Origin of the sequence: Tropicibacter sp. S64, assembly GCF_049803835.1 — a bacterium.
Taxonomy (GTDB): Bacteria; Pseudomonadota; Alphaproteobacteria; order Rhodobacterales; family Rhodobacteraceae; genus Pacificoceanicola.
Genome location: NZ_JBNAGK010000003.1, coordinates 264,870 through 289,777, shown reverse-complemented (window position 1 = coordinate 289,777; position 24,908 = coordinate 264,870). Strand labels below are relative to the sequence as shown.

The window sequence follows — 24,908 nt, the reverse complement described above, 5'->3', positions numbered from 1 at the left end:
CCGTTCACGTTCCAGATCCTTCATCGCCTGCCCCTTTCCTGTGTTGGTCTGCCGCCAGATTTTCTATGATGTTCGCCAGATCGGTCGCCGCATCCGGCCGCGCGACGCTCAGCGCCGCCCGGCTCATCTGCTCCGCCCCCTGCGGGTTGTCGAGGATCGAGAGGATCGCGTCCGACATGCTCTCCACCGTCAGGCGGCTTTCGGGGATGCGGATCGCCGCGCCCGCCTCGGTCAGCGCCTGCGCGTTGACATGCTGGTGATCGCCTGTCGCATGCTTGTACGGGATCAGGATCGCGGGCCGGCCGATCACGCTGATGTCCGCGACGGATGAGGCGCCGGAGCGCGAGATGACGACCTGCGCTTCGGCCATGCGCTCCGGCACGTCGTCGAAGAAAGGCTGCACATCGGCGTTGATCGCGTGCTCGAGGTAGAATTGCGAAACCCGCTCCTCGTCCTCGCCCCGTGCCTGATGGCTGATGCGCAGCAGGTTGATCGCCTCCATCGGCAGCGCCGCAATCGCGGGCGGCACCACATCCGACAGGATACGCGCCCCCTGGCTGCCGCCGATCACGAGGATCGACATCGGGTAATAACCCGGCGGGATATAGGGCGCCCCGGCCCGCTCCATCACCGCGCCGCGCACTGGGTTGCCGACGTGGATGCCCTCGACACCCTCGGGCAGTTCGGTCGGCCAGGTGCCGCAGGCGACCATGGTCACCCGCTTCGAAAAGATCTGGTTCACCCGGCCCAACACGCCGTTCTGTTCATGGATCAGCCGTGGCAGACGCAGCAGCGTCGCCGCCGAGAGGGCCGGAATGGACGGATAACCGCCAAAGCCGATCACCACGTCGGGCCGGTCGCGCAGCATGCGCAGCGCCATGGAGACGACGCCACCCGCGATGCGGAAAGGCACCAGCGCCTTGGCAAGGAGGCCGCCCCGGGCGAAGGTCGCGGAGGAGACCTGTTCGATCTCGACCCCGTCAGGAAACGCACCGGTGTACCGTGCGCCCCGCGCGTCGGTCGACAGCTTCACCCGCCAGCCCCGGCTCAGCATGACTTCCGCCAGCGCCTGCGCCGGAAACATGTGCCCGCCGGTGCCACCGGCCGCCATCACCAACAGGGGCTGCTGTCCACTCATCCGATCAATCCCTCACCGCCTGACGGAGGCCAGTACAACACGGGCGTCTCGCCGTCCATCCTGAGCCCGACATTGGCAGGTTTTCGCGCATCCCGTGCTTCTTCTTGGTCCAAATACCCCAAAACCCCCGTAAAACCGGCACCGAACCGGGGAAACCTCAGCGCAACCGGCCCCGCAGGATATCCCCGATCTCGCCCTGCGGACGCGTGCGGGTGAAGGCCAGCAGCATGCCAACGGCAATGCCGCCTGCAATCAGTGAAGAGCCGCCGTAGCTGACGAACGGCAGGGTCATGCCCTTGGCCGGAAGCAGCCGCACGGCCACGCCCATGTTGATCATCGCCTGCACGCCGAACATGCAGGCGAGGCCGGTGCCGGCAAGACGGATGAAAGGATCGCGCTCGCGCATCAGGCGGATCATCGACCGCACGACGATGGTGGTGTAGAGCGCGATGATGCAGAGCACCAGAACGAGGCCGTATTCCTCCGCCGCGACGGCGATGATGAAGTCGGTATGGGCATCCGGCAGCGACCATTTCACCTGCCCCTCGCCGACGCCGACGCCGAAGAAGCCGCCTTCGCGGATGGCGTCGGTGGCATAGCCGAGCTGGGTCGTCGGGTCCACTTCGGGCGAGAGGAAGCCGTCGATGCGGCGGGCGAAGTGTTCGGAGTTGTTGTAGGCAAAGGTGCCGCCAAGCACCACGAGCCCCGCCAGCCCGATAAGCAGCATCATCGGCGCGCCGCCGACGAACCACATCACGCCCCAGCCGAACAGGACGAGGGAGGCCTGCCCGAAGTCCGGCTGCATCGCCAGCATAAGCACGATGGCGACCATCAGCACGAAGGAGTACATCCGTCCCGGAGGTCCACCCAGGTCCTGCGCCGCCGCCATCAGCCAGGCCGCGACGATGACGAAGGTCGGTTTGAGGAATTCCGACGGCTGGACGGAGGCGAAGCCGAGCGAGTACCAGCGCACCGCGCCCTTGCCGAAGTCGGTGCCGAAGAACGGCAGGAAGACCAGCGCCACGAAGGCTCCGAGAAAGCCGAGCACCGCAAGGCGGCGCACCACGGTGGGCGACATCATCGAGGTCAGGATCATCGCCAGCATCGCCATGCCGCCGAAGGCGGCCTGCCGTTGCACGTAATGGAACGGCGCGAAATTGTTGCGCTCCGCCAAGGGCGGCGAGGCGGCGAGCCCCAGCAGGATGCCCACGCCAAAGAGCATCAGGATGCAGGACAGGGTCCACTTGTCCACCGTCCGCCACCATTTCGGGAACACCGGTTCGCCATCGCGCACCGGCACCGTGCCATAGACCATTTCCGTCATGGGAACACCGCTTCAACTGCCTCAGGATCGCCCGGTTTTCCGGGTCTGCCTGTCAGCGTAGCGCATAAACGGCTCTGCCGCCAGTGTTTCGTGGCCTCTGGCGCCACGCGCGGACGGTGACAAGAAATCTAGTCTGAAACTCTGCTCACCCCGGGCCGCCGCCTGACACCCGGCACAGCAGGTATTTCGCGCCCTGGCCCGGCTCGGTCACGAAACGCACCGCGTGGTAGGGCCGGAACCGGAGGGCATCGCCCTGCGCGAGACTGTAGGTCCGCCCGTCCACCTCCGCCTGCAGGGCGCCGGTGAGCAGGATCAGGTGATGCTCCTGTCCCGGCACCGGCGGCGTCTCCTGCAGAACCTGCGCGCCGGGCGCGAGGCGGCATTCCTGCACCTCACCGGCCAACGCCTGCGCCGGGGGCGAGACGGTACGGCGGGTGACGCCGTTCACACCGTCCCGTGAAATCGGCTGGTCGTCTCGGCGCACATGGGCGGCAAACCCGTCCTCCACCATGCCGAGCAGCCGCGACGGCGTCATCCCGTAAGCCGCGGCAAGCCGGGCCAGCACGTCGGCGGAGGGGCTGACCTCGGCGTTCTCCAACCGTGACAGCGCCGCCCGGCTGACGCCGCTCTGGGCGGCCAGCTTGTCCAGTGTCCATCCGCGGGCCGAGCGCAGTGCGGACAGGCGCTCGGATAGCCGTTCGGTCAACTCGGTCGCCATGGTACTCACAGATCGTCACGGGGTCAGCAGCCGGGAATCCCTCCCGTATCCGAAACTAACCTGCGGAAGCCTTTGGAGGCAAAGGAATTTGCCGACATGCTTTCATCGCGGTAACAGTCGCGCCCCTTGACGGGGATTGCGGGAACGGGAGCGGCCTCATGGGCGTCGGGACAGCGGGAATATCGTCAAAGCGCCGCAATCCGTCACCGCGTCGGCCCGACTCGTCGCCCCCCACCGCGTGCGTCACAGGCCGCGCAATACCTGGTTGCCGGTAAAGGCCAGGTCAAAAAAGCGCGATTGCAGGCCCGGCGCGGGCAATCGCTCCAGCGGTGTGACCGGCAGAGGCAGATCCTGCTCCGGCGCACCGGCCAGCACTGCCGCCATCGCCCGCCCGAACAGCGTGCCCGTGGTGATGCCCCGGCCATTGTAGCCCATTGGCGCCCAGAGCCCCGCATCCAGACGGCACAGGCGCGGCATGTGATCCGGCGTCATCGCGATGCGGCCGTGCCAGCCGTCGGTGAAGCGCGGCACCGGCATGCCCGGGAACAGCCGCCCGAACCGCCGTCTGGCCCAGCGGGCGCTGACGCCAGCCTCCGGGGTGCCGATCATCCGCCCCATGGAGCCGAGGATCACCCGCCCGGCGGCGTCGCGCGTCACCGAGGTCATCACCGGCGCGGTATCCCACAGACCCTGTCCCTCCGGCAGGATATGGCCGCTGGCCTCGCCCAGCGGCTCGCTCGCCACCTGAAAGAAATGAATATGGGTCACCGCCTTCGCCAGCCCCGGCCAGAGGTCACCCCCGTAGGCATTTGTCGCCAGCACCACCTGCGGCGCGGAAAGCGTGCCCGTCGCCGTCTCGATCCGCCAACCGCCCCTGTCCCGCGTCAACGCCTTGACCGGCGTTCCCGTCGTGATCCGTGCACCCGCGCCCAGCGCCGCGCGCGCCAGACCGCGGGCGAATCCCATCGGATTGATCTTCCCCGCCCGGCGATCCAGAAGGCCGCCGTGATAGATCCCCGTGCCGCTCAGCCGCGAAATCTCTGCCGCGTCCAGCAACTCGACCGGCGCACCGAGCCGCTGCCAGGCCGCGTGCCGCCCCCGAAGATCGCGCAGTCCGCGCGGGGCGTGCGCCGCGTGGATGGTGCCGTTGCGGCGCGGCTCGCAGCGGATCTGGTGCCTTTCGATGAGGTCGAAGACCACCTCCGGCCCGCGCCCGAACAGGTCGAGAAACGCCGGACCCACTTTCGGCCCCAAGGTCCGGACAAGATCGTCCGGCGGCACCCAGAGCCCGGCATTGACCAGCCCGACGTTGCGCCCGGAGCCGCCCGCGCCGATCTCCCGCGCTTCGAGAACATGCACGGACAGCCCCGCCTCTGCGGCAAAGAGCGCCGTTGCAAGGCCGGTGTAGCCGCCGCCGACGATCACGGCATCTGCCGCGCCCTCTGCGGGTGACAACAGCGCCGCGTTCGGGGCGGGTTCATCGGCGCTGCGGGTCCAGAGAGAAGGCCTGTCGATCACTGTCCGGGCTCCGGCAAGGACGGGAAACAGCCGCGACGGTGCCAGCCTTGAGCGGCGCCGTCAATCGCTGCCGGAAACGAAATAGTCCGGGAATTCCTTTTTCAGATCAGGCACCTGACGGATCGTTCCGGAGAGGTGATCGCGCACAGCCGTCAGCGCCGCTTCCTGGTCCTGCGCCTCGATCCCGTCGAGAATGGCGCTGTGCGCCGCCACGATGTCGGCCATCTTGCCCGCGCGCGGCAGAGTCAGGCGCTGGCAGCGGGCCAGGTGACCCAGCTGCCGGGCCAGCATGGCGTGCAGCCGGCCCATGCCGACCGCCTCGAACAGCGACAGGTGAAAGCCCCGGTCGAGCGTGTCGAACAGTTCCATCTGGCCCACATCGTCGCCCAGGGTCGCCTGCATCTGCACCAGCGCGCGGGCGCGTTTGACGCCGGCCTCGTAGCCGCCCTGCGCGAGCCGGCGGACCACTTCACTCTCGACGGCGACGCGCAGGAATTGCGTTTCTTCCAGTTGCTTGACGTCGATGCGGCGCACGGTTGTGCGGGACTGCGGGACGATGCGGATCAGCCCGTCCTGTTCGAGCTTCTGCAGCGCTTCGCGCACCGGCGTCTGGCTGACGCCCAGTTGCGCGGCAAGGTCGACCCGCGACAGCACCGCGCCCGGCGGCAGGTCAAGCGTGATGATCTGGCGGCGCAGCGCCTCGTAAGCGCCCTGCGAGGCGGACAGCGGCGAGGCATTGTCCAGCGCGGCGGTGGCGGGCATGAGGTCCGATACCTGAAAGTCTTGCATTCCTCCCCCTTTTCCGCCCCCGGAGCCGTGCCGGACCAGCCTGCCACCCGCCTGCCCGACCCGAAGGTGATGGCCCAGTTCCGGAAACACCGCAAGCTCGGCGTTGACGCCTATAAGGTACTAATATATCAGTTGAGACGTCAAGCGGTGACGCAAGAGGAGGCGATACCCGCAGTTTTGACGACACCAAGGGAGGATAGATGATGAAATTCAACATGCTGAAAGGCGGCATCAAGGCAATGCTGCTGATGTCCGTGACGGGATTCGCGGCAACGGCGGCGGATGCGGCGGACCGGGTCCTGAAGATCCAGACCTCGTCGAACGCCAGCCACGCGTCGCTCGCCTACCTGAACGAGGAGTGGGTGCCCAAGCTGGAAGCGATGACCGGCGGTTCGCTCACCGTCGAATTGCTGCCGGTCGACGCCGTTGTGCCGCGCCGCGAGACCGCCGAGGCGATCAGCGTCGGCATCCTCGACGGCGACCTGACGTCGATCAACTATTTCTCCGGCATCGACCCGGCCTTTGCGCTGATGGGCGACCTGATCGCCGGTTACGACAGTGCCGACCAGATCCAGGCCTTCTGCGCCCAGGGCGGCGGCAAGGAGATGCTGCAAAAGCTGTTCGATGCGCATTACGAGGGCGTGCATGTCATCGGATGCGGCGCCTACGCCCGCGAAGCCTTCGTCTCCAAGGTGCCGATCCGCGGCGTCGCGGACTTCAAGGGCATCAAGGTGCGCTCGCCCGAGGGCCTGGCCGCGGACGTGTTCAAGCGCGCGGGCGCCGCGCCCGTGTCGATGTCCGGCTCCGAGACCTACGGTGCTCTGGAGAAGGGCGTGATCGACGCGGCGGACAACTCCGCCTATGCCAACAACGACGCCAACGGCATGCACAAGGTCGCCAAGTACCCGATCTTCCCGGGCATCCACTCCACCCCGATTCTGCAGTTCACCATCGGCCAGGCCGTCTATGACGAGCTGACCGAGGCGGAACAGACCGCTCTGGAGGTCTGGTATCTGGCCGCCTACAACGGGTTGCGCCAGTATTTCGACCGCCTCGACCGCCAGCTGGTGGCGCGGGACAAGGCGGCGGGCGAGCTCGAGATCATCGACTGGCCGCAGTCCGAACGCGATGCCTTCCGCAAGATCGCGCAGGAGGCCTGGGCCGATTTTGCGGCGCAAAGCCCGCTGGCGCAGGAAGTCTACGACGCGCATGTCAAGTTCATGAAAGAGGCCGGCCTGCTGTAAGCGCGCCGCGGTCCCGGGCCTGCCCCGGGACCTCATGACCTTCCCTTCCCGGCGGTCCGCCCGCCGGGAAGCCCGGCGCGGGAGGGCGCCGGCATCCACGACAGTTGACACGACGGGTCCGGCATCGGACCGGACAGCCCGAGGGAGGGGACCCCATGTCACGGCAGTATGACACCGCCCTGGACGAGACCGAGATCGAGATCGGCGCACAGGACCCTGGCCATGACGAGCCGGACCTCGCCAGAGCCGATTACACGATCATCGACCACAAGAGCCACATCATCGGCATCGCCGTCTCGACCTTCTACATGTTCGCCGCCGTGGCGACGCTGATCGAGGTGTTCTCGCGCTACGTCCTGCACCAGCCGACGCTCTGGGCCTTCGAGACCGTCATGGTCACCGTCGCCGCCGCCTGGATGCTCTCCTCCGGCTACATCACCATGAAGAAGCGGCACATCGCGATCACGGTGATCCACAACATCGCCGGCCCGAAGGCGCGCTGGTGGCTCGACCTCTTCGCCATGATCGTCGGTGTCTTCGCGCTCTACATGCTGCTGACCGACGCCACGATCCGCGCCTACATCAGCATGGGCCGGGGCGAGACCTCCGGCTCACCGTTCAACGCGCCGACGCCGATGGTGATGAAGACGCTGATGGCGGCGGGCGCGATGCTCTACCTCGCGCAGCTGACGCTGAACCTGCACCGGCATCTGTCGTCTGGCTGGGCGAAACTGATCGTCAAGGCGGTCGGCGCCTATTTCGTCTTCTACTTTGTCTCCGCCCTTCTCGCCCACGCCTTCGACATCCAGGTCTTCGACGCGATCTCCGGTACGATCACGGACATCGGCAAGGCGCTGGACCCGTCCAAGGCGTTGAAGTTGCGCAGCATGGATCTCGGCACGATCTCCCTGATCATGGTGGTGATGCTGATCGCGTTGATGATGACCGGCATGCCGCTTGGCATCGTGACGCTCTTCGTCTCTGTCATCATGGCCATCGGCTTCTTCGGTCCCAAGGGCCTGTTCCTCGTCTCCTCCAACGCTGCCGGGCTGCTGGAGCATTACAGCCTCGTCGCCGTGCCCTTCTTCGTGCTGATGGCCTCCATCCTCGAACGCGCGGGTATCGCCGAGGACCTGTTCGACGCCATGTCGATCTTTGCCGGGAACCTGCGCGGCGGCGTAGCGGTGCAGACCACCATCGTCGCGGTGATCCTCGCCGCCATGTCCGGCGTGATGGGCGGCGAGATCGTCATGCTGGGCCTCGTCGCCCTGCCCCAGATGTTCCGCCTCGGCTATGACCGCAAACTCTCCATCGGCCTCATTTGCGCGGCCGGCGCTCTGGCGACGCTGATCCCGCCCTCGATCATCACCATCGTCTACGGCGTCTCCGCCGAGGTCGGCATCGGGGATCTGTTCATGGCAGGGGCGATCCCCGGCATCATGCTGGCGACGTTTTATGCCGGGTACGTGCTGATCCGGGTGAACCTGAACCCCTCCATGGCCCCGACCGCCGCCGAAGTGGCAAGGATCACCGGCCAGCAGCAGAAGCTGTCGCGCGAGCGCATGACCGCCGTGATCCTCTGCATCATCCTCATCGCCATGGTGATGGGGTCGATCTACGGCGGCATCGCTTCGGTCACCGAAAGCGCCGCTGTCGGCTGCATCGGGGCGCTGATCATCGCCGCCGTCCGCAAACGCTTTACCTGGGAGGTGATCTCCGCGTCGCTTCTGGGCACCATGACCACCGTCGGCACCATCATCTGGCTGATCCTCGGCGCGGTGTCCTTCGTCGGTATCTTCAACCTCGTGGGCGGCGGCGATTTCATCCGCTCGCTGTTCCTCAACGCCGGGCTTTCGGCCATGGGCACGGTGATCGTCATGATGCTCATCCTGATGGTGCTCGGCACCTTCATGGAGTGGATCGCCATCGTGCTCATCACCGTGCCGGTGTTCGCCCCCGTGGTGATGACCCTCGCGCCGGAGCTGGGCCTGACCGAGGACCAGGCCAAGATCTGGTTCGGCATCCTCTTCGTGATGAACATCCAGATCTATTTCCTCTCGCCGCCCTTCGGACCGGCCTGCTTCTGGCTGAAATCCGTGGCGCCGAAAGACGTATCCTTGCAGGAAATCTTTCTCGCGGTCCTGCCCTACATCGCGCTTCAGATCATCGGACTGGTCCTCGTCATGGCCTTCCCGCAGATCGCCCTTTTCCTGCCCGAACTCCTGAACTGAGGACCCTGACCCATGATCGGACGCGATTCACACGACGACATCAACGGCTACGGCTCCTGGCCCTGGATCCTCGGTGTCGTGCTTGCGGTGGCACTGATTTTCGTCATGTTTGCCTTCGCACAACCCATTTCCTGAAAGGCGCATCATGACCAACAAGAAACCCGAAGACCTGCGCTCCGCCCGTTGGTTCGCGCCCGACGACCTGCGCTCCATGGGGCACCGCTCCCGCGCCATGCAGATGGGCTGGACCGCCGACGACTGGGAAGGCAAGCCGGTCATCGCCATCATCAATACCTGGTCGGACCTCTCTCCCTGCCACCACCACCTGCGCGACCGTGCTGAATGGGTGAAGCGCGGCATCCTTCAAGCGGGGGGAACGCCGGTGGAAATGCCGGTGCATTCCTTCTCCGAGCAGTTCCTCAAACCCACCTCCATGCTCTACCGCAACATGGGGGCGCTGGAGGTCGAGGAGACGCTGCGCTCGCATCCGATCGACGGCGCGGTGCTGCTCGGCGGCTGTGACAAGTCCACGCCCGCGCTCATCATGGGCGCGGTTTCCATGAACCTGCCCTTCATCTTCATGCCCGCCGGGGCCATGCTCCGGGGCAACTATGCGGGGCAGAAATTGGGCTCCGGCACCGATGTCTGGAAATACTGGGACGAGCGCCGCGCCGGGACCATCGGCAAGGAGGAATGGATGGGCGTGCAGGGCGGTATCGCCCGCAGCTACGGCACCTGCATGACCATGGGCACCGCCTCCACCATGATGTCGATTGCCGACGGCTGGGGCCTCACCCTGCCCGGCGCGTCGTCGATCCCGGCCCCCGATGCGGGTCACAAGCGCATGGCGGCGGACTGCGGACGGCGCATCGTCGACATGGTCTGGGAGGACCTGACGCCCGACAAGATCATGACATGGGAGAGCACGCGCAACGCGGTGACCGTCGCCATGGCCACAGGCTGTTCCACCAACGCCATCATTCACCTGATCGCCATGGCCCGCCGCGCCGGGGTGCCGCTGACGCTCGAACATCTCGACGAGATCGGCCACACGACGCCGGTGCTGGCCAACATCCGCCCGTCCGGCAAGGAATACCTGATGGAGGACTTCTTCTATGCAGGCGGCCTGCCCGCGCTGATGAAGGAGTTGGGAGACAAGCTCGACCTCTCGGTGATGACGGTCAATGGCAAGACCATGGGCGAGAACATTGCCAACGCCGTCAACTACAACGACGACGTGATCCGCCCCCTGTCGAACCCGCTCTACCACGAGGGCTCGCTCGCCGTGCTGAAAGGCAACCTCGCCCCCGATGGCGCGGTCATCAAGCCCGCCGCCATGGACCCGAAGTTCCAGACCCACAAAGGCCCTGCCATCGTCGCGGACAGCTATGCGGATCTGAAAACCATCATCAACGACGAGAATTACCCGATGACCCCGGACCACATTCTGGTTCTGCGAAACGCCGGGCCGCAGGGCGGGCCGGGGATGCCGGAATGGGGCATGATCCCGATGCCGAAGGCACTGTTGAAACAGGGCCACCGCGACATGGTCCGCCTCAGCGATGCCCGGATGTCCGGCACGTCCTACGGCGCCTGCATCCTGCACGTCGCCCCGGAGGCCTTCATCGGCGGGCCGCTGGCGCTGATCCGGACCGGCGACATCATCGAGGTGAACGTCCCGGACCGGGTGCTGCGCGTCGATCTGACGGACGAGGAGTTGGCCGAACGCCGCAAAGGCTGGACCCCGCCCGCGCCCCGCTACGAGCGCGGCTATGGCAAGATGTTCAGCCAGCACGTCGAGCAGGCGGACAAGGGCTGTGACTTCGACTTCCTGCGGACGGACTTCGGCGGTTCGGTGCCGGAACCGGAGATCAACTGATGGAGCGGATCAGACAGGCGCTCTCGGGCATCTCCGGCATTCTGGCCGCCCCCTTCGACGCGGACGGGGCCCTCGCCCCGAAGCGGTTGACCCCGATCATCGACCGTGCCATCGGCGCGGGGGTGGATATCCTTGTCGCCAACGGCAACACAGGTGAATTCTACGGGCTGGACGAGGCCGAGGCGCGGCGGTTCTGCGAAAGCGTGGTTGAGCAGGTGGCGGGCCGGGTGCCCCTGTTCGCGGGCATCGGGCGCGGGATCATGGAAGCCGAACGCGCGGCACGCCACGCCAAGGCGGCGGGCGCCGATGCGCTGATGATCCACCAGACTCCAGACCCCTTCGTCGCGCCACGCGGCTACGAGGAATACGTCAAGCGCGTCGTCGGCGCGGGCGACGGGTTGCCCGCCATGCTCTACCTGCGCAACGACGCCATCGGCACCGAGGCGATTGCCCGGCTGACGTCCATCGAGGGCGTCGCGGGGGTGAAATGGGCGACACCCAACCCGATGAACCTCGCCAAGGCCATCGCCGCCAGTCCAGAGGACGTGATCTGGGTCGGCGGCCTCGCCGAGGTCTGGGCCCCGGCGCTTTGCGCGGTGGGGGCGAAGGGGTTCACTTCCGGGCTGATCAACATCTGGCCCGAGCGCTCCGTCGCCATCCGCGATGCGCTGGCAGCCGGGGACTATGCGCAGGCCAACAGCCTCATCGCCGACATGCGCGTCTTCGAGGACATCCGCGCCGAGGAAATGGGCGGCACGAATGTCACCGGCGTCAAAGCGGCGCTGGCGCTGCAAGGCATCGACTGCGGCGCGGTGCGTCCGCCGGGGGCCTGGCCGCTGACCGCCGCGCAACAGCAAAGGCTGAAAAACTTCATGGCCGCAAACGGCTTGATCTGAAACCGGACCCCGAGCGCATCCCGAAAAGTGGGAACCGGTTTTCGGACTGGATGCGCAAGCAAGCCAGAATACGCGGGGCTTGGCCCCGCACACCTTCAAGGCATTCCCTCAAGGAACAACACGATGACCACCGTAAAACCCGAAAGCATCGAAAAACTGCGCCACGTTTCCGTGGCCACCCTCGCCACCGCCCTCTACAAACGCGGCCTGAGGAACCAGACCATCCAGGACGTGCGCCCGCTCTCGCAGAAGGGCCGCAATATGGTCGGTCCCGCCTTCACCCTGCGCTACATGCCTGCCCGCGAGGACCGCAACACGCTGGCCGAGTTCCGCAATCCCAAGCACCCGCAGCGCCACGCCGTCGAGACCTGCCCACCCGGCGCGGTGCTGGTGATGGACAGCCGCAAGGACGCCCGCGCCGCCTCCGCCGGGGATATTCTCATCACCCGGCTGATGATGCGCGGGGCCGAGGGCGTGGTGACCGACGGCGGCTTCCGCGATGCCATGCGCATTGCCGAATTGGAGCTGCCCGCCTACCACTCCCGCCCCTCCAGCCCGACGAACCTCACGATCAACGAAGCCATCGACATCAACGTGCCGATCGGCTGCGGCGATGCGCCGGTGTTCCCGGGCGACATCGTGGTCGGCGACGATGACAGCGTGATCATCGTTCCGGCGCATCTGGCGGACGAGATCGCCGACGAGGCGAACGAAATGACCGCCTATGAGGATTTCGTGGTCGAACAGGTCCGCGCTGGCAAGACCATTATCGGCTTGTACCCGCCCACCGATGAATCGAACCTCGAAACATTCGCGAAGTGGCGCGAAGTGAACGGGCGCTGAAGCGCCCTTTCCGTGAACCAAAGGTCAGGGAGGAGACCCGCATGAAACTGACACTGACTGCTGCCCTTCTGGGTGGTGCCGCGCTGGCCAGTCCGGCCTTGGCCGACTGCACGCAGGAGGCCTTCGCCATTGACGGCGTTTCCATCACCGGCGCCGAGGCCCTGCCCGCAGGGGACGACAGCCCCCTGCCCCATTGCCGCGTCACGGGCCGGATCAATGAGCGCACCGGGGCCGATGGCCGCGCCTATGCGCTCGATTTCGAGCTGCGCCTTCCGGACGAGTGGAACGGCCGTTTCGTACACCAGCTGAACGGCGGCAATGACGGCGAGGTCAAGCCGGCGGTCGGCCCGCTGCTTGGCGGCAACAAGGCGGATACGGCGCTGTCGCGTGGCTATGCCGTGGTCTCGTCCAACGCCGGGCATGACGGCAAGGCGGTCACCGATGCGGGCCTCGCTGGCGGGGCACGGTTCGGTTTCGATCCCGCCGCCCGCGCCGCCTACGGCTACACCGCCGTGCGCGACCTGAACCCGGTGGCCGAGGCTCTGACCGAGGGCTATTACGGCAAGGAGATCGCCTACAGCTACGGCGTCGGCGGCTCCAACGGCGGACGTCACGCGATGGTCGCGGCCGCCCGCTATCCGGAGATGTTCGACGGGCTGCTGATCGGCTATCCCGGTTTCAACCTGCCGAAAGCCGCGCTCCAGCACGCGCTCGACGTGCAGAGTTTCCGCTCTGTCTCCGACACCCTCGCAACCGCGTTCAGCCGCGAGGACCTCTCGCTGGTCGCGGGCAAGGTGCTGGCGGCCTGTGACGGGCTCGACGGGCTGGAGGACGGCGTGATCGCGGATGCGGACGCCTGCCAGACCACCTTCGATCCGGCGTCCCTGACCTGCACCGCCGGTCAGAACAGCGGCTGCCTGACCGAGGCCCAGACCGCCGCCTTGGTCACGATCCACGCCGGACCCAAAGACGCGGATGGCAAGCAGCTTTATTCCGACTGGAACTGGGACAGCGGCATCGGCTCCGGAAACTGGCGTTTCTGGAAACTGGAAAGCCCGATCCCGCCATGGGAGCAGAAGCCGATCATCGCGGTCATGGGTGCGGCCTCGCTGGCACAGCTCTTCACCACACCGCCGACCGAGGTGGGCGGCAGCCCGGCGGAACTGGAACAATACCTGATGGAGTTCGACATCGCGGCGGAGGCGGAAAAGATCTACGCCACCACGGCGGAGTACCCGGAAAGCGCCATGGACTACATGACCCCGCCGGGTGCCGACAACCCGGACCTCGCGGCCTTCCGCGACGCGGGTGGCAAGATGCTGATCCTGCACGGCACCTCCGATCCGGTCTTCTCCGTACGCGACACGCAGACCTGGTACGACACGCTCGACGCCAACAACGGCGGCAACGCCGAGGCCTTCGCCCTGTTCTACCGCAACCCGGGCATGCCGCATGGCGCCGGTGGGCCGTCGACGGACGACTATGACGTGATGACGCCGCTGGTGAACTGGGTCGAGTCCGGGGAAGCGCCGGGGGCCATCGTCGCGGGCGTGACCGAGGGCAATGCCGAAGGTCAGGCGGCGCTTGGCAACGTCACGCGCAAACTCTGCCCCTACCCGACCGTGGCCCGCTACACCGGCAGCGATCCGGCCAGCGCCGAGAGCTTCACCTGTCAATGACACCCTCCCCCGTGATCCGTCTCGATCCGGCTGACAACGTGGTTGTCGCCCGGGTCGGGATTGCCAAAGGTACGGTGATCCCCGCCGAGGGGATCACCGCGCTTGGCGACGTGCCCCTTGGTCACAAACTGGCGACGCAGGTGATTGCCAAAGGTGCGCCGGTCCTCAAGTACAACACGGTCATCGGCTACGCCGGAGAGGACATCACCCCCGGCACCTACATGCACGCGCACAACGTGCTGATGGACGAGGTGCAGAAGGACTACCGCTTCGGACAGGATTATGTCCCGGCTGAGGTGCTCCCGCCCGATGAGCGTGCCACCTTCATGGGCTACACCCGCGGCGACGGGCGCATCGGCACGCGCAATTACCTTGGCGTCTTCATCACCGTGAACTGTGCCGCGACGGTGGCCCGCAAGATCGCCGATCATTTCGACGAGGAACGGCTTGCGGACTATCCGAACGTCGACGGCGTCGTGGCCTTCATCCATCAGCAGGGCTGCGGCATGGAGGGCACGGGCGAGGCCATGGACCTGCTGCACCGAACGCTCGCCGGGTACATCACCCATCCCAACATCGCGGGCGCGGTGGTCTGCTCCCTGGGCTGCGAGCGCAACACCCTCGACCGCTTCTTCGAAGGCACCGCGCTGGCGGCGGGCAAGATGCTGAAAACGCTGAGGATGCAATCGCTCGGCGGCACCAAGGCAACCATTGACGCTGGCAAGGCCCTCATCCGCGAGATGCTCCCGGAGGCCAACGCCATCGAACGCGGCCCGGTTTCGGCAGAACACATCCGCATCGGCCTGCAATGCGGCGGCTCGGACGGGTTTTCCGGCCTCTCCGCCAACCCGTCGCTTGGCCGCGCCGTGGACCTTCTGGTGAAAAACGGCGGCACCGCGATCCTGTCGGAAACGCCGGAGCTCTACGGCATCGAGCATCTGCTGACCGCGCGGGCGAAGGACGAGGCCACCGGGCGGGCGTTTCTCGACCGCATCCAGTGGTGGCTCGACTACACCGATGGCAAGGACGTGCAGATGCAGGGCGTCGTCGGCCCCGGCAACCAGCAGGGCGGACTGGCCAACATCATCGAGAAGTCGCTCGGCGGCGCGAAAAAGGGCGGCTCCACCGGGATCGAGGCGGTCTACAGATACGCGGAACCCGTGACCAGCCGTGGCCTCGTCATCATGGACACGCCGGGATATGACCCGGTGGCGGCGACGGGGCAGATCGCGGGAGGCGCGAACCTGATCTGCTTCACCACGGGGCGCGGGTCCTGCTTCGGCTCCTTCCCCGCCCCGACGATCAAGCTCGCGTCCAACTCGACCATGTATGGCCGCATGGAAGGTGACATGGACATCAACTGCGGCCCGGTGGTCGATGGCGACAAGACGCTGGACGACATGGGGCAGGAAATTTTCGAAACCATCCTCGCCGTGGCCTCCGGTCGGAAGACCAAGAGCGAGTCGCTGGGCGTGGGTGAGGAAGAGTTCGCGCCTTGGATGATCGGCGTGACCGGCTGACAGCCGCTGGCTGGTCTTTGCTTTGGACTGCTCCCGGTGTTGACCCCGTGCGAGCCGCTGCCAGGCATCCGTCACTGCGCGATCGGAGGAAGATCACGCGGCCCTTCGAGGCGACCGTATCTTTACCGATGCAGCCACGTGCCAAGCCAGGCCCCGCCCCGGTGCGTCAACGGCGAAGGGCACACAAATACGCTTGATGCAATACATCAACCAAAGGCCGTACACCTCGGTTTCCAAACGAAAAAGCCGATGCGGATGCATCGGCTTTTTCGATCAGTCCATACCCCGAAGGGATAATGGTGCGGTCGAGAAGACTCGAACTTCCACGGGAGTTACCCCACAGCGACCTCAACGCTGCGCGTCTACCAATTCCGCCACGACCGCACTGTCTTGACTTGGTGGAGGCTCTCTACCGAAAGCCCCACGTGATGCCAAGAGCAAAAATGCGGGTTTTCGCGGTTTCTGCGAGATTGCGCCCGCGGGCGTCCGGGCGGCGGAAAACCCGGCCGAACCGGGCCACAAGCCATTGCGCGATCAGCAGTCCGAGGCCCAGCCCGATGGCCCAGTAACCCAGCGTCTCGTGCTCGCCGAAAACGATCCGGTTGACCAGCCGCCCCGGCAGAAAGGTCAGCAGACCCGCAGCGCACAGCGCCCGCCAGAACAGCGCGATCATGGTCTGCCGATGAGCCTCGGCGCGGCCCTGCACGGCATGGCGTACGCCCGTCCAGAGCGACACCAGCACCAGGATCGAAAGGAGGTGAATCGGGCTGAACGGTCCGATCACGCGAAAACCCTGAATCGCGAAGGACGACAGAGCCAGGATGGCCATGGCCAGCACCCAGATGTACCCGAGCGTGCGGTGCAGGCGGTCGCGTCGCCTGCGGTAGAGCGCGACAGGACCGACGGTCAGCGCGACGACGGCGGCCAGCGCATGGATCTGGGTCGCAAGCGGGGCGGCAAGAAGCGGGTCGAGGGACATGGCGTGTTTCCTTGTCTGGGCGGATTTGCCCCTGCCTAGACAAGGCCCCCCGCCCCATGCCATTCGGATTGCGTGAAACCGAGGGCATTTCGCGTGAGTGACAGGCAACCGCAATCCACGCTTCGCGAATGGCGGGCGCACATGGGGCAGCCCGTGACGCTGGCGGCGCTTGCGGCGGTGGGAGTCGTGCTCGGGCTGGCGGGGCCATTCGGCACGGAGCGGCTGCTGGACCTGCTGCCCCGCACGGCCTACTGGCTGTGGATCGTGGCGGCGACCTATGGCGCGGGGGCGCTGGTGAGCGCCGTCTTGCGGGCGCGGCTTGCCGCCTGGCCGGTCTGGCGGAGCGTGTTGGCGGAGGGCATCGCCTCCGGCCTCGTGATCGCGCTTCTGGTGCTGGCCAGCAACGCCCTTGTTTTTGGCTGGATTCCAACCGGGGCGGAGCTGCCGGAGTTCCTCGCCACGCTCCTTGTCATCACGATCATCGTCAACGCCGGGCTGCACCATCTCGCGTCGCAACGCCCCAAGGACGACCCACCGCCCCAGACACCACCCGCCATCCTGGAGCGTCTGCCGCTGGACAAACGCGGGCCGCTGGTGGCGCTTTCGGTGGAAGACCATTATGTCCGGGTGCGGACGGTCAAGGCCGAGGTGTTGCTGCTCATGCGCCTGTCCGACGCCATGCGCGAGACCGGCGACGTGGCCGGCGGGCAGGTGCATCGCTCGCATTGGGTCGCCTGGGGACAGGTGACCGCGGCGCGGCGCGAGGGGGATCGGGCGATCCTGTCGATGACATGGGGCGGCGAGATCCCGGTGAGCCGGGCCAATGTGGCGAAGATCAGGGAGGCGGGGCTGCTGCCCCGATAGGCCGATGGTGGACTGGAAGATCAGCGACGGGCTGACGGATTACGACACGGCGCTGGCCTTCATGGAAGCGCGCGCCGAGGCAATTGCGAAGGGCGAGGCGGAGGAATGCGTCTGGCTGCTGGAGCATCCGCCCCTCTACACCGCCGGGACCAGCGCGAAGCGTGAAGACCTGCGCGAGCCGGACCGCTTTCCGGTCCATGAGACCCGGCGCGGCGGACAGTATACTTACCACGGCCCCGGCCAGCGCGTCGTCTATGTCATGCTCGACCTGAACCGGCGCGGGCGGGACGTGCGCTGCTTCGTGCGCGATCTCGAAGCCTGGGTGATCGCGACCCTGGGCGAGTTTGGCCTGACGGGGCATATCCGCGACGGGCGTGTCGGCGTTTGGATCGAACGGCCGGACCGGCCCCTGACGCCGTCCGGCCTGCAAGCCGAGGACAAGATCGCCGCCATCGGCATCCGCCTGCGCCGCTGGGTGAGCTTTCACGGGATTTCGATCAACGTGGAACCGGACCTGACGCATTTCGACGGAATCGTGCCCTGCGGGATCACCGAGTACGGCGTGACCTCGCTGGTCGATCTCGGGCTGCCGGTCGGCATGGATGATCTCGACGTGGCGCTCAGGCGGCAGTTCGATCTGGTCATGGAAACCCGGGCCGCCGCGTGCGGGCGCGCCGGGTGAAAACATTCCGGTGAAAGTTTCGGCCGGGGCTTCGCCCCATCGCCCATTGGGCGAGTCCCCGGGTATTCGAGGACCGAAGCAGCCCCGGGCGCGGCCTGTTTCGGCCTTGGATGCCGGCCTAGATGGACATCCGGCGCGTGCGGGCGCCGCCGCGTCGTTTCGCCTTGGGCAGGGCGAGGGTCAGAGGTTTCAGCGGATACTTCAGCGAGTCGCGGAGCAGCCGGCAGAAGACGGCGATGGCCGGGTCGGATTCGATGAAATCCAGGGCGGCAAGATAGGCGCGCACCGCCTCGTATTCGTAGTCGGCCTCGGCCGGGAGCGCCCCGAGCCATTGCATGTAGCCCATCTGACCCAGTTCGCGGGCCCGGTCCGTGGAGATGCCCTGGGCCATGAGCCCGTTGAGAGTTCTTGCGATCAGCATTGCGCCCTCCGCGCGATGTCTTGGACGGAGAGCTGGGACAGGGTGTCGCACACGGGTTGGCCGCGCCGGTTACCTCCTGCCCGAGGCACCCCGCCCGGGTTGCGTTGCCGCCCCTTGCGGAGCGTGTCCCGCCGGATGGCGGGGCGACAGCAGGTTTCCTGACTCGCGGCTCTGCGCGGTGCGTCCCTTCCCGGCCCGAGAGCCAGTGGTTTCGACGCATCGCTTGCCGCTTACAGTTGCGGGGGCAGTCCCGGCCTTGGACCTTCTGGTCCGCACCGGAGTTCCCTTTTCAGACCACGCCGAAGCGCGGTCACTGTCTGGAGGGAGTGTGCCAGAGCTGCGCGACCGCCGCAAGGTGCTAGGCGTCGCCGGTGGTCGGTTCAGCGCCGGGCGCGGGCACCGAACACATGGAAGAGGATCGTCTCGCGGGACAGGCCATGCGCCGCAAGCTCTTGGTCGGACAGCGCTTTGAGCCGCGCGACCTCGTCCGAGAGCGCCCGGCTGCGGCGATCGAACGGGGTTTCGAACAGCCGCGCGAGACGGGCGGAAAGCGTCGGACGCGGGGTGAGGCTGGTGTCGAGCAGGGCCATGGTCAGGGTTCCGGTTCAGGCGTTTCGGGCAGATGCCGGGACTGTGCCGGATCCTGTCCCGCCGGGGCAGTCCGGAAAGCCTGACCAAAGCCCGGTTCGAGGGTCCGGAATACCCGACCGGCGCGCGGATTCGCCCCGTTTTGCCGACGGAATGCCCCTGCGACATCGCTTCAAGGGGGTGCGACAATGTTATTTGATCTGCGTCAAATTCCTCCATTGCCCGCCCCTGCCTCACATTCTAAAACGCGAAAGGGAGACGCATGCGACGGGGGATTCCCCCCGGCGGGCTGCGTTTATCGAGAGATTATCAGGAGGCACACAATGGCAGACGCCGCCATTCACGGCCACGACCACCACGACGACCGCGGGTTCTTCACCCGCTGGTTCATGTCGACGAACCACAAGGACATCGGGATTCTGTACCTGATCGTCTCGGCGTTCGCAGGTCTCGTGTCCGTCATCTTCACCGTTTACATGCGACTCGAGCTCATGGAGCCGGGCGTTCAATACATGTGCCTTGAAGGCTGGCGCCTGACGGCCGCCGCGGCGGGCGAATGTACCCCCAACGGCCACCTGTGGAACGTGATGATCACGGGCCACGGCATCCTGATGATGTTCTTCGTCGTCATTCCCGCGCTCTTCGGCGGCTTCGGCAACTACTTCATGCCGCTGCAGATCGGTGCGCCGGACATGGCCTTCCCGCGGATGAACAACCTGTCGTTCTGGCTCTATGTCGCCGGCACCTCGCTGGCGATCCTCTCGGTCTTCTCGCCGGGTGGCAACAACCAGCTCGGTTCGGGCGTCGGCTGGGTGCTCTACCCGCCGCTGTCGACCTCCGAGGGCGGCTACTCCATGGACCTCGCGATCTTCGCGGTGCACGTCTCGGGTGCCTCCTCGATCCTCGGCGCGATCAACATGATCACCACCTTCCTGAACATGCGCACCCCGGGCATGACCCTGTTCAAGGTCCCGCTGTTCTCCTGGTCGATCTTCGTGACCTCCTGGCTGATCCTGCTCTCGCTGCCGGTCCTGGCAGGCGCGATCACCATGCTGCTGACCGACCGCAACTTCGGCACCACCTTCTTCCAGCCCGGCGGCGGCGGTGACCCGATCCTCTACCAGCACATCCTGTGGTTCTTCGGCCACCCGGAAGTGTACATCGTGATCCTGCCGGGCTTCGGCATCATCTCCCACGTGATCGCCACCTTCAGCCGAAAGCCGGTCTTCGGCTACCTGCCGATGGTCTGGGCGATCATTGCGATCGGCGCGCTCGGCTTCGTCGTGTGGGCACACCACATGTACACCGTCGGCATGTCCCTGACCCAGCAGTCCTACTTCATGCTGGCCACCATGGTCATCGCGGTGCCCACCGGCGTGAAGGTGTTCAGCTGGATCGCCACCATGTGGGGCGGCTCCATCGACCTCAAGGCACCGATGCTCTGGGCTTTCGGCTTCCTGTTCCTCTTCACCGTCGGCGGCGTGACCGGCGTGGTGCTGAGCCAGGCGGGCGTCGACCGGGCCTACCACGACACCTACTACGTGGTTGCACACTTCCACTACGTGATGTCGCTCGGTGCCGTCTTCGCGATCTTCGCAGGGGTCTACTTCTACTTCCCGAAGATGTCGGGCCGGATGTATTCCGAGCCGCTCGCGAAACTGCACTTCTGGATGATGTTCATCGGTGCGAACCTGACCTTCTTCCCGCAGCACTTCCTGGGCCGTCAGGGCATGCCGCGCCGCTACATCGACTACCCGGACGCCTTCGCGACCTGGAACTACGTGTCGAGCTGGGGTGCGTTCCTGTCCTTCGCCTCCTTCCTGCTGTTCTTCGGAATCATGTTCCATGCCCTGACCCGCGGTGCGCGCGTCACGGCGAACAACCCCTGGAACGAATGGGCCGACACCCTCGAGTGGACCCTGCCCTCGCCGCCGCCGGAGCACACCTTCGAGCAGCTGCCGAAGCAGGAAGACTGGGACAAGGGCCACGCGCACTAAACCCCGGGACCTTCTGAAAAACCCGAAAGGCCCCGCTGGATCAGCGGGGCCTTTTCCATGAGACGACCCGATCGCCCGCGCCACACCGTCAAGACCATGCCCCACACCTGGACCGAAACCTCTTCTCAAAGCGCCGAGCTGCGCGCCTGGCCGCACAACTCCCTCTCGCCCGAGGGCTTCTCCGCGATGATCCTGAGCTTCTTCCTCTTCGCGTCGATCCCGCTCTACGGGCTTCTCGGAACGGTCCTGCTCTGGGGACTGCTGCCGTTCATGCTCGCTGCCACCGCCGCGCTCTACTACGCGCTGCGCCGCAATGCGAAGGACCGCGATATCCTCGAAGTGCTGACCATCACCCAGGACAGCACACGGCTCACCCGCACCAACCCGAAAGGCGATCTGCAGGAGTGGCAGTGCAACAGCTATTGGGTCGAACCGAAGATGCACCCGACCGGCGGGCCGGTTCCGAACTACGTGACGCTCAAAGGGGGCGGGAGAGAGGTTGAGGTCGGCGCCTTTCTGAGCGAAGACGAACGCAAGGCGCTGTACGGCGAGCTTCACGACATGCTGCGGCGCATCGCCCGCCCCTGATTGAATCGCACCGGCAAGGACATCCCATGGCGCAGGCCCCCGCGACACCGAAGGCGCACCGCAGGCTCCTGCGCCTGCGCGCCGCCCTGTTTGGACCGCAGGCGGCGACGCGCTTTGCAAGGGCGGAGAGCGAGACGGCCGCGCTCGCCCTGCGCCGGCTGCCACTGCCCGAAACCCGGCGCGACTGCGTCGCCTTCCTCATCCCGCTGGTCGGCCCCGGCCCGGTCAAGGACTGGACGGCGGTAACGGACCGGCTGCAAACCACCCTGCAAAGCCTCCTCGACCAGGACGATCCCAACTGGCGTGCCGTGATCTGCTGCCAGGAGCGCCCGCCGCTGCCGGACGATCCACGCATTACCCACCTGCCCTTCACGGATAGCACGCCGGGCAACGACAAGTGGCGCAAACTCGCCGCCCTCTGCGACCACCTCGCCGCGATGGACCTGCCCACGGGCTACGTCATGAGCTTCGATGCGGACGACCTGCTGCGCCAGGGCACGGTGCGCGAGATGCTGGACCGGCAGGCTCCCGGCGGCTACCTGGTGGAAACCGGCTTCGTGATGGACCACGCCCGCGGCACCTACGCCCTCGCCGGTCCGCCAACCGCCACGATGCCGCTGCGAAAGCCGTTCTGGAAACTCTGCGGCTCCTGCGCCGCGTTGTCCCACGACCCGGCGCAAAGGGAAAGCGCCGCCTTCCTGAAAAGCATGACGGCGCACGAACACCGCATGTTCCCGTATCTCGCTGCACTGGCTGGCCGGACACTGACCCCGCTCCGCCGCCCCTCGGTCCTCTACATCCTGAACCACGGCGAGAATTTCGGCGCCCGGCGCGGCCGGGTCGGTTTCAAGACCCGCTTCGTGGACCGCTTCCGCATCACCGATCCGGCAACGCTCGAAACCCTCGACACCGATTTTCCGAAACACTGACGCCCTGGGCTTCTCTGGTCCCTAAATACCTGAAAAAGGGGGCGTAGCCCCCTTGCAAAATTCTTCCAAAGAATTTTCCGCGCCGCCGCAGGCGGCGCGTCGGGGGGCCCGCCGCCGGCCGGGGGCACCCCAGACCACCCCCCCACAGGGGGGAGGGCGTCCCCCCCTTCAAAAATCCTCCACAATATTTTGCCGCGCCGCCGCCGGCGCCGCGTCGGTCGCCCTGCGTCAGCAGGGCGAAACCACTCAGGCCGACAGCTTGGCCTTGACGATGCCGCCCGCCGCACCGAAGTCCATCTGCCCGGTGTACTTCGCCTTCAGCGCACCCATCACCTTGCCCATGTCACGGATCGACTCCGCGCCGACCTCGGCAATGGCCGCATCTACGGCGGCGTCCACCTCGGCCTCCGACAGCGCCTTTGGAAGGAACTCCTCGATCACCCCGATCTCGCCCAGTTCCTGCTCGGCCAGGTCCAGCCGCCCGCTCTCCTCGTAGATCTTCGCGCTTTCGCGGCGTTGCTTGACCATCTTGCCGAGGATCGCCAGCACGTCGGCCTCGCCGACCCCCTGCTCGTTACCCTCGCCCCGCGCGGCAATGTCCCGGTCCTTGATTGCCGCATTGATCAAACGCAGCGTCGAAAGCCGGCCCATGGCCTTCTCCCGCATCGCCTGCTTGACCGCCTCGTTCACTCTGGCGCGCAAATCCATCAGCCTGCCATCCCCTCTTTTCGGCACAAGTTCGAACACTACCCAAAGCCGCCTTCCCGCGCAACCTCGCGCGAACCTCGTCAACCCCTTGATTATACGAAAGAACACAATTCCGACCGGGCCTTGACCCTAGGCCCCGCCCGCATTAGGTTCCGCGCAATTTGCCCCACATCCCCGGAGTCGCTGCCATGCCATCCGCGCACAAACCAACCGCATGCCTTGCGCTCGCAGACGGAACCCTCTTCTACGGCCAGGGCTTCGGCGCCACCGGCCAATGCACCGCCGAGCTCTGCTTCAACACCGCCATGACCGGCTACCAGGAGATCATGACCGATCCGTCCTATGCCGGGCAGATCGTCACCTTCACCTTCCCGCACATCGGCAATACCGGCGTCACGCCGGAGGATGACGAGACCGGCGATCCGGTGGCCGAGGGCATGGTCGTCAAGTGGATGCCGACGCAAAGTTCCAACTGGCGTGCCGTGCAGGAGCTCTCCGACTGGCTCGCCGCCCGGGGCCGCATCGCCGTCGGCGGCATCGACACCCGGCGCCTGACCCGCGCGATCCGGGCGCAGGGTGCGCCGCATGTCGCCATGGCCCATGATCCCGAAGGCAATTTCGACATCGAGGCGCTGGTCGCCGCGGCCCGGGGCTTCTCCGGCCTGACCGGGCTGGACCTCGCCAAGGACGTCACCTGCGCCCAGAGCTACCGCTGGAACGAGATGCGGTGGGCCTGGCCGGAAGGTTACAAGCCGCAGACCGAAGCGAAACACAAGGTCGTTGCCATCGACTACGGAGCCAAGCGCAACATCCTGCGCTGCCTCGCCTCCGCCGGCTGCGACGTGACCGTCCTGCCCGCCACGGCGACCTATGACGACGTCATGGCGCACAACCCCGATGGCGTCTTCCTCTCCAATGGCCCCGGCGATCCCGCGGCCACCGGCACCTACGCCGTGCCGATGATCCAGGGCCTGCTGGAAAAGACCGAACTGCCGGTCTTCGGCATCTGTCTCGGCCACCAGATGCTGGCGCTGGCGCTTGGTGCAAAGACCATCAAGATGAATCACGGCCACCACGGTGCCAACCACCCGGTAAAGGAAATTTCGACCGGAAAAGTTGAGATTACTTCCATGAACCACGGTTTCGCGGTCGACAGCCAGACCCTTCCGAACGGTGTTCTCGAAACCCATGTCTCGCTCTTTGATGGATCCAACTGCGGAATTCGCATGGAAAATCGTCCGGTGTTCAGCGTGCAGCACCACCCTGAGGCGAGTCCGGGGCCGCAGGACAGCTTCTACCTTTTCGAGCGTTTCGCCGCCTCGATGGCAGCCGCCTAAAAGGTTAATTTAACTAAGTTTTAAGGCTTTGGGTGT

At 66.1% G+C, this 24,908-nt stretch carries 23 protein-coding genes, 1 tRNA gene and 1 riboswitch; of the genes, 14 read left to right on the top strand and 10 right to left on the bottom strand.

What is annotated here, in order from left to right:
• Window positions 1–4 precede the first annotated feature (4 nt).
• The 5 genes from ACP159_RS07090 to ACP159_RS07070 all read right to left on the bottom strand — a co-directional run bounded on the left by ACP159_RS07090 (window position 5) and on the right by ACP159_RS07070 (window position 5,487).
• Complete coding sequence (locus ACP159_RS07090) at window positions 5–1,138, bottom strand: UDP-N-acetylglucosamine--N-acetylmuramyl-(pentapeptide) pyrophosphoryl-undecaprenol N-acetylglucosamine transferase (RefSeq protein ID WP_425098958.1); 1,134 nt, start codon at window positions 1,136–1,138, stop codon at window positions 5–7.
• 157 nt (window positions 1,139–1,295) lie between these two features.
• Window positions 1,296–2,462, bottom strand: a complete 1,167-nt coding sequence (gene ftsW, locus ACP159_RS07085) for a putative lipid II flippase FtsW (RefSeq protein ID WP_425098957.1) — start codon at window positions 2,460–2,462, stop codon at window positions 1,296–1,298.
• Window positions 2,463–2,607: 145 nt separating this feature from the next.
• The gene (locus ACP159_RS07080; protein ID WP_425098956.1) at window positions 2,608–3,180 is read right to left on the bottom strand and encodes a helix-turn-helix domain-containing protein; all 573 of its coding nucleotides are present in this window, start codon (window positions 3,178–3,180) and stop codon (window positions 2,608–2,610) included.
• Between the two features lie 243 nt (window positions 3,181–3,423).
• Window positions 3,424–4,698, bottom strand: a complete 1,275-nt coding sequence (locus tag ACP159_RS07075; protein WP_425098955.1) for an NAD(P)/FAD-dependent oxidoreductase — start codon at window positions 4,696–4,698, stop codon at window positions 3,424–3,426.
• Between the two features lie 60 nt (window positions 4,699–4,758).
• Window positions 4,759–5,487, bottom strand: coding sequence for a GntR family transcriptional regulator (locus tag ACP159_RS07070; protein WP_425098954.1), 729 nt, complete (start codon window positions 5,485–5,487; stop codon window positions 4,759–4,761).
• Window positions 5,488–5,687: 200 nt separating this feature from the next.
• Between ACP159_RS07070 and ACP159_RS07065 the strand changes: the two genes are divergently transcribed.
• The 8 genes from ACP159_RS07065 (at window position 5,688) to ACP159_RS07030 (ending at window position 15,779) form a co-directional block, all read left to right on the top strand.
• Window positions 5,688–6,731, top strand: coding sequence for a TRAP transporter substrate-binding protein (locus tag ACP159_RS07065; protein ID WP_425098953.1), 1,044 nt, complete (start codon window positions 5,688–5,690; stop codon window positions 6,729–6,731).
• A 155-nt stretch (window positions 6,732–6,886) separates the two neighbouring features.
• Window positions 6,887–8,962 carry a TRAP transporter large permease subunit gene (locus ACP159_RS07060; protein ID WP_425098952.1) on the top strand — a complete coding sequence of 692 codons (2,076 nt, stop codon included), beginning with the start codon at window positions 6,887–6,889 and terminating at the stop codon, window positions 8,960–8,962.
• Between the two features lie 12 nt (window positions 8,963–8,974).
• On the top strand, window positions 8,975–9,097 hold the full coding sequence (locus ACP159_RS07055) for a dihydroxy-acid dehydratase (protein WP_425098951.1): 123 nt from the start codon (window positions 8,975–8,977) through the stop codon (window positions 9,095–9,097).
• 10 nt (window positions 9,098–9,107) lie between these two features.
• Window positions 9,108–10,841, top strand: a complete 1,734-nt coding sequence (gene araD / locus ACP159_RS07050; RefSeq protein ID WP_425098950.1) for an L-arabinonate dehydratase — start codon at window positions 9,108–9,110, stop codon at window positions 10,839–10,841.
• Complete coding sequence (locus ACP159_RS07045) at window positions 10,841–11,737, top strand: dihydrodipicolinate synthase family protein (RefSeq protein WP_425098949.1); 897 nt, start codon at window positions 10,841–10,843, stop codon at window positions 11,735–11,737. The genes araD and ACP159_RS07045 overlap by 1 nt, the downstream gene beginning before the upstream one ends.
• Before the next feature lie 123 nt (window positions 11,738–11,860).
• Window positions 11,861–12,580: a ribonuclease activity regulator RraA gene (locus ACP159_RS07040; RefSeq protein ID WP_425098947.1), complete on the top strand. Its 720-nt coding sequence runs from the start codon at window positions 11,861–11,863 to the stop codon at window positions 12,578–12,580.
• Between the two features lie 41 nt (window positions 12,581–12,621).
• A complete protein-coding gene (locus ACP159_RS07035; RefSeq protein ID WP_425098946.1) occupies window positions 12,622–14,259 on the top strand; it encodes a tannase/feruloyl esterase family alpha/beta hydrolase in 1,638 nt (545 codons plus the stop codon).
• Window positions 14,256–15,779 carry a UxaA family hydrolase gene (locus ACP159_RS07030; protein ID WP_425098944.1) on the top strand — a complete coding sequence of 508 codons (1,524 nt, stop codon included), beginning with the start codon at window positions 14,256–14,258 and terminating at the stop codon, window positions 15,777–15,779. Before ACP159_RS07035 ends, ACP159_RS07030 begins: the two co-directional genes overlap by 4 nt.
• Window positions 15,780–16,076: 297 nt before the next feature.
• Here the strand turns inward: ACP159_RS07030 and ACP159_RS07025 are convergent.
• Together ACP159_RS07025 and ACP159_RS07020 are read right to left on the bottom strand one after the other, a co-directional pair.
• Window positions 16,077–16,163, bottom strand: a tRNA-Leu gene (locus ACP159_RS07025).
• A 25-nt stretch (window positions 16,164–16,188) separates the two neighbouring features.
• The gene (locus ACP159_RS07020; RefSeq protein WP_425098943.1) at window positions 16,189–16,758 is read right to left on the bottom strand and encodes a DUF2306 domain-containing protein; all 570 of its coding nucleotides are present in this window, start codon (window positions 16,756–16,758) and stop codon (window positions 16,189–16,191) included.
• Between the two features lie 93 nt (window positions 16,759–16,851).
• On the opposite strand from ACP159_RS07020, the gene ACP159_RS07015 reads away from it, so the two are divergent.
• Both ACP159_RS07015 and lipB read left to right on the top strand, forming a co-directional pair.
• Window positions 16,852–17,622: a LytTR family DNA-binding domain-containing protein gene (locus ACP159_RS07015; RefSeq protein ID WP_425098942.1), complete on the top strand. Its 771-nt coding sequence runs from the start codon at window positions 16,852–16,854 to the stop codon at window positions 17,620–17,622.
• Between the two features lie 4 nt (window positions 17,623–17,626).
• Complete coding sequence (gene lipB, locus ACP159_RS07010) at window positions 17,627–18,304, top strand: lipoyl(octanoyl) transferase LipB (protein ID WP_425098941.1); 678 nt, start codon at window positions 17,627–17,629, stop codon at window positions 18,302–18,304.
• Window positions 18,305–18,422: 118 nt separating this feature from the next.
• Here the strand turns inward: lipB and ACP159_RS07005 are convergent, their stop codons facing one another.
• Window positions 18,423–18,725: a hypothetical protein gene (locus ACP159_RS07005; protein ID WP_425098940.1), complete on the bottom strand. Its 303-nt coding sequence runs from the start codon at window positions 18,723–18,725 to the stop codon at window positions 18,423–18,425.
• 145 nt (window positions 18,726–18,870) lie between these two features.
• A riboswitch (cobalamin riboswitch) is annotated at window positions 18,871–19,043 on the bottom strand.
• 62 nt (window positions 19,044–19,105) lie between these two features.
• Window positions 19,106–19,315 carry a hypothetical protein gene (locus tag ACP159_RS07000; RefSeq protein WP_425098939.1) on the bottom strand — a complete coding sequence of 70 codons (210 nt, stop codon included), beginning with the start codon at window positions 19,313–19,315 and terminating at the stop codon, window positions 19,106–19,108.
• Window positions 19,316–19,636: 321 nt separating this feature from the next.
• Between ACP159_RS07000 and ctaD the strand changes: the two genes are divergently transcribed.
• Genes ctaD through ACP159_RS06985 form a run of 3 tightly spaced genes read left to right on the top strand, consistent with a single transcriptional unit; the run spans window position 19,637 to window position 22,827 of the window.
• The gene (gene ctaD, locus ACP159_RS06995; protein WP_425098938.1) at window positions 19,637–21,310 is read left to right on the top strand and encodes a cytochrome c oxidase subunit I; all 1,674 of its coding nucleotides are present in this window, start codon (window positions 19,637–19,639) and stop codon (window positions 21,308–21,310) included.
• Window positions 21,311–21,367: 57 nt separating this feature from the next.
• Entirely contained in the window at window positions 21,368–21,898 is a 531-nt protein-coding gene (locus ACP159_RS06990; protein ID WP_425098937.1) for a DUF2244 domain-containing protein, read from the top strand.
• Window positions 21,899–21,924: 26 nt separating this feature from the next.
• Window positions 21,925–22,827 (top strand): hypothetical protein, encoded by a 903-nt coding sequence (locus ACP159_RS06985; protein WP_425098935.1) that lies wholly within the window; start codon window positions 21,925–21,927, stop codon window positions 22,825–22,827.
• Between the two features lie 246 nt (window positions 22,828–23,073).
• Here the strand turns inward: ACP159_RS06985 and ACP159_RS06980 are convergent, their stop codons facing one another.
• Window positions 23,074–23,535 (bottom strand): GatB/YqeY domain-containing protein, encoded by a 462-nt coding sequence (locus ACP159_RS06980; protein ID WP_425098934.1) that lies wholly within the window; start codon window positions 23,533–23,535, stop codon window positions 23,074–23,076.
• Window positions 23,536–23,723: 188 nt separating this feature from the next.
• On the opposite strand from ACP159_RS06980, the gene carA reads away from it, so the two are divergent.
• Entirely contained in the window at window positions 23,724–24,872 is a 1,149-nt protein-coding gene (gene carA / locus ACP159_RS06975) for a glutamine-hydrolyzing carbamoyl-phosphate synthase small subunit (protein ID WP_425098933.1), read from the top strand.
• Window positions 24,873–24,908 lie beyond the last annotated feature (36 nt).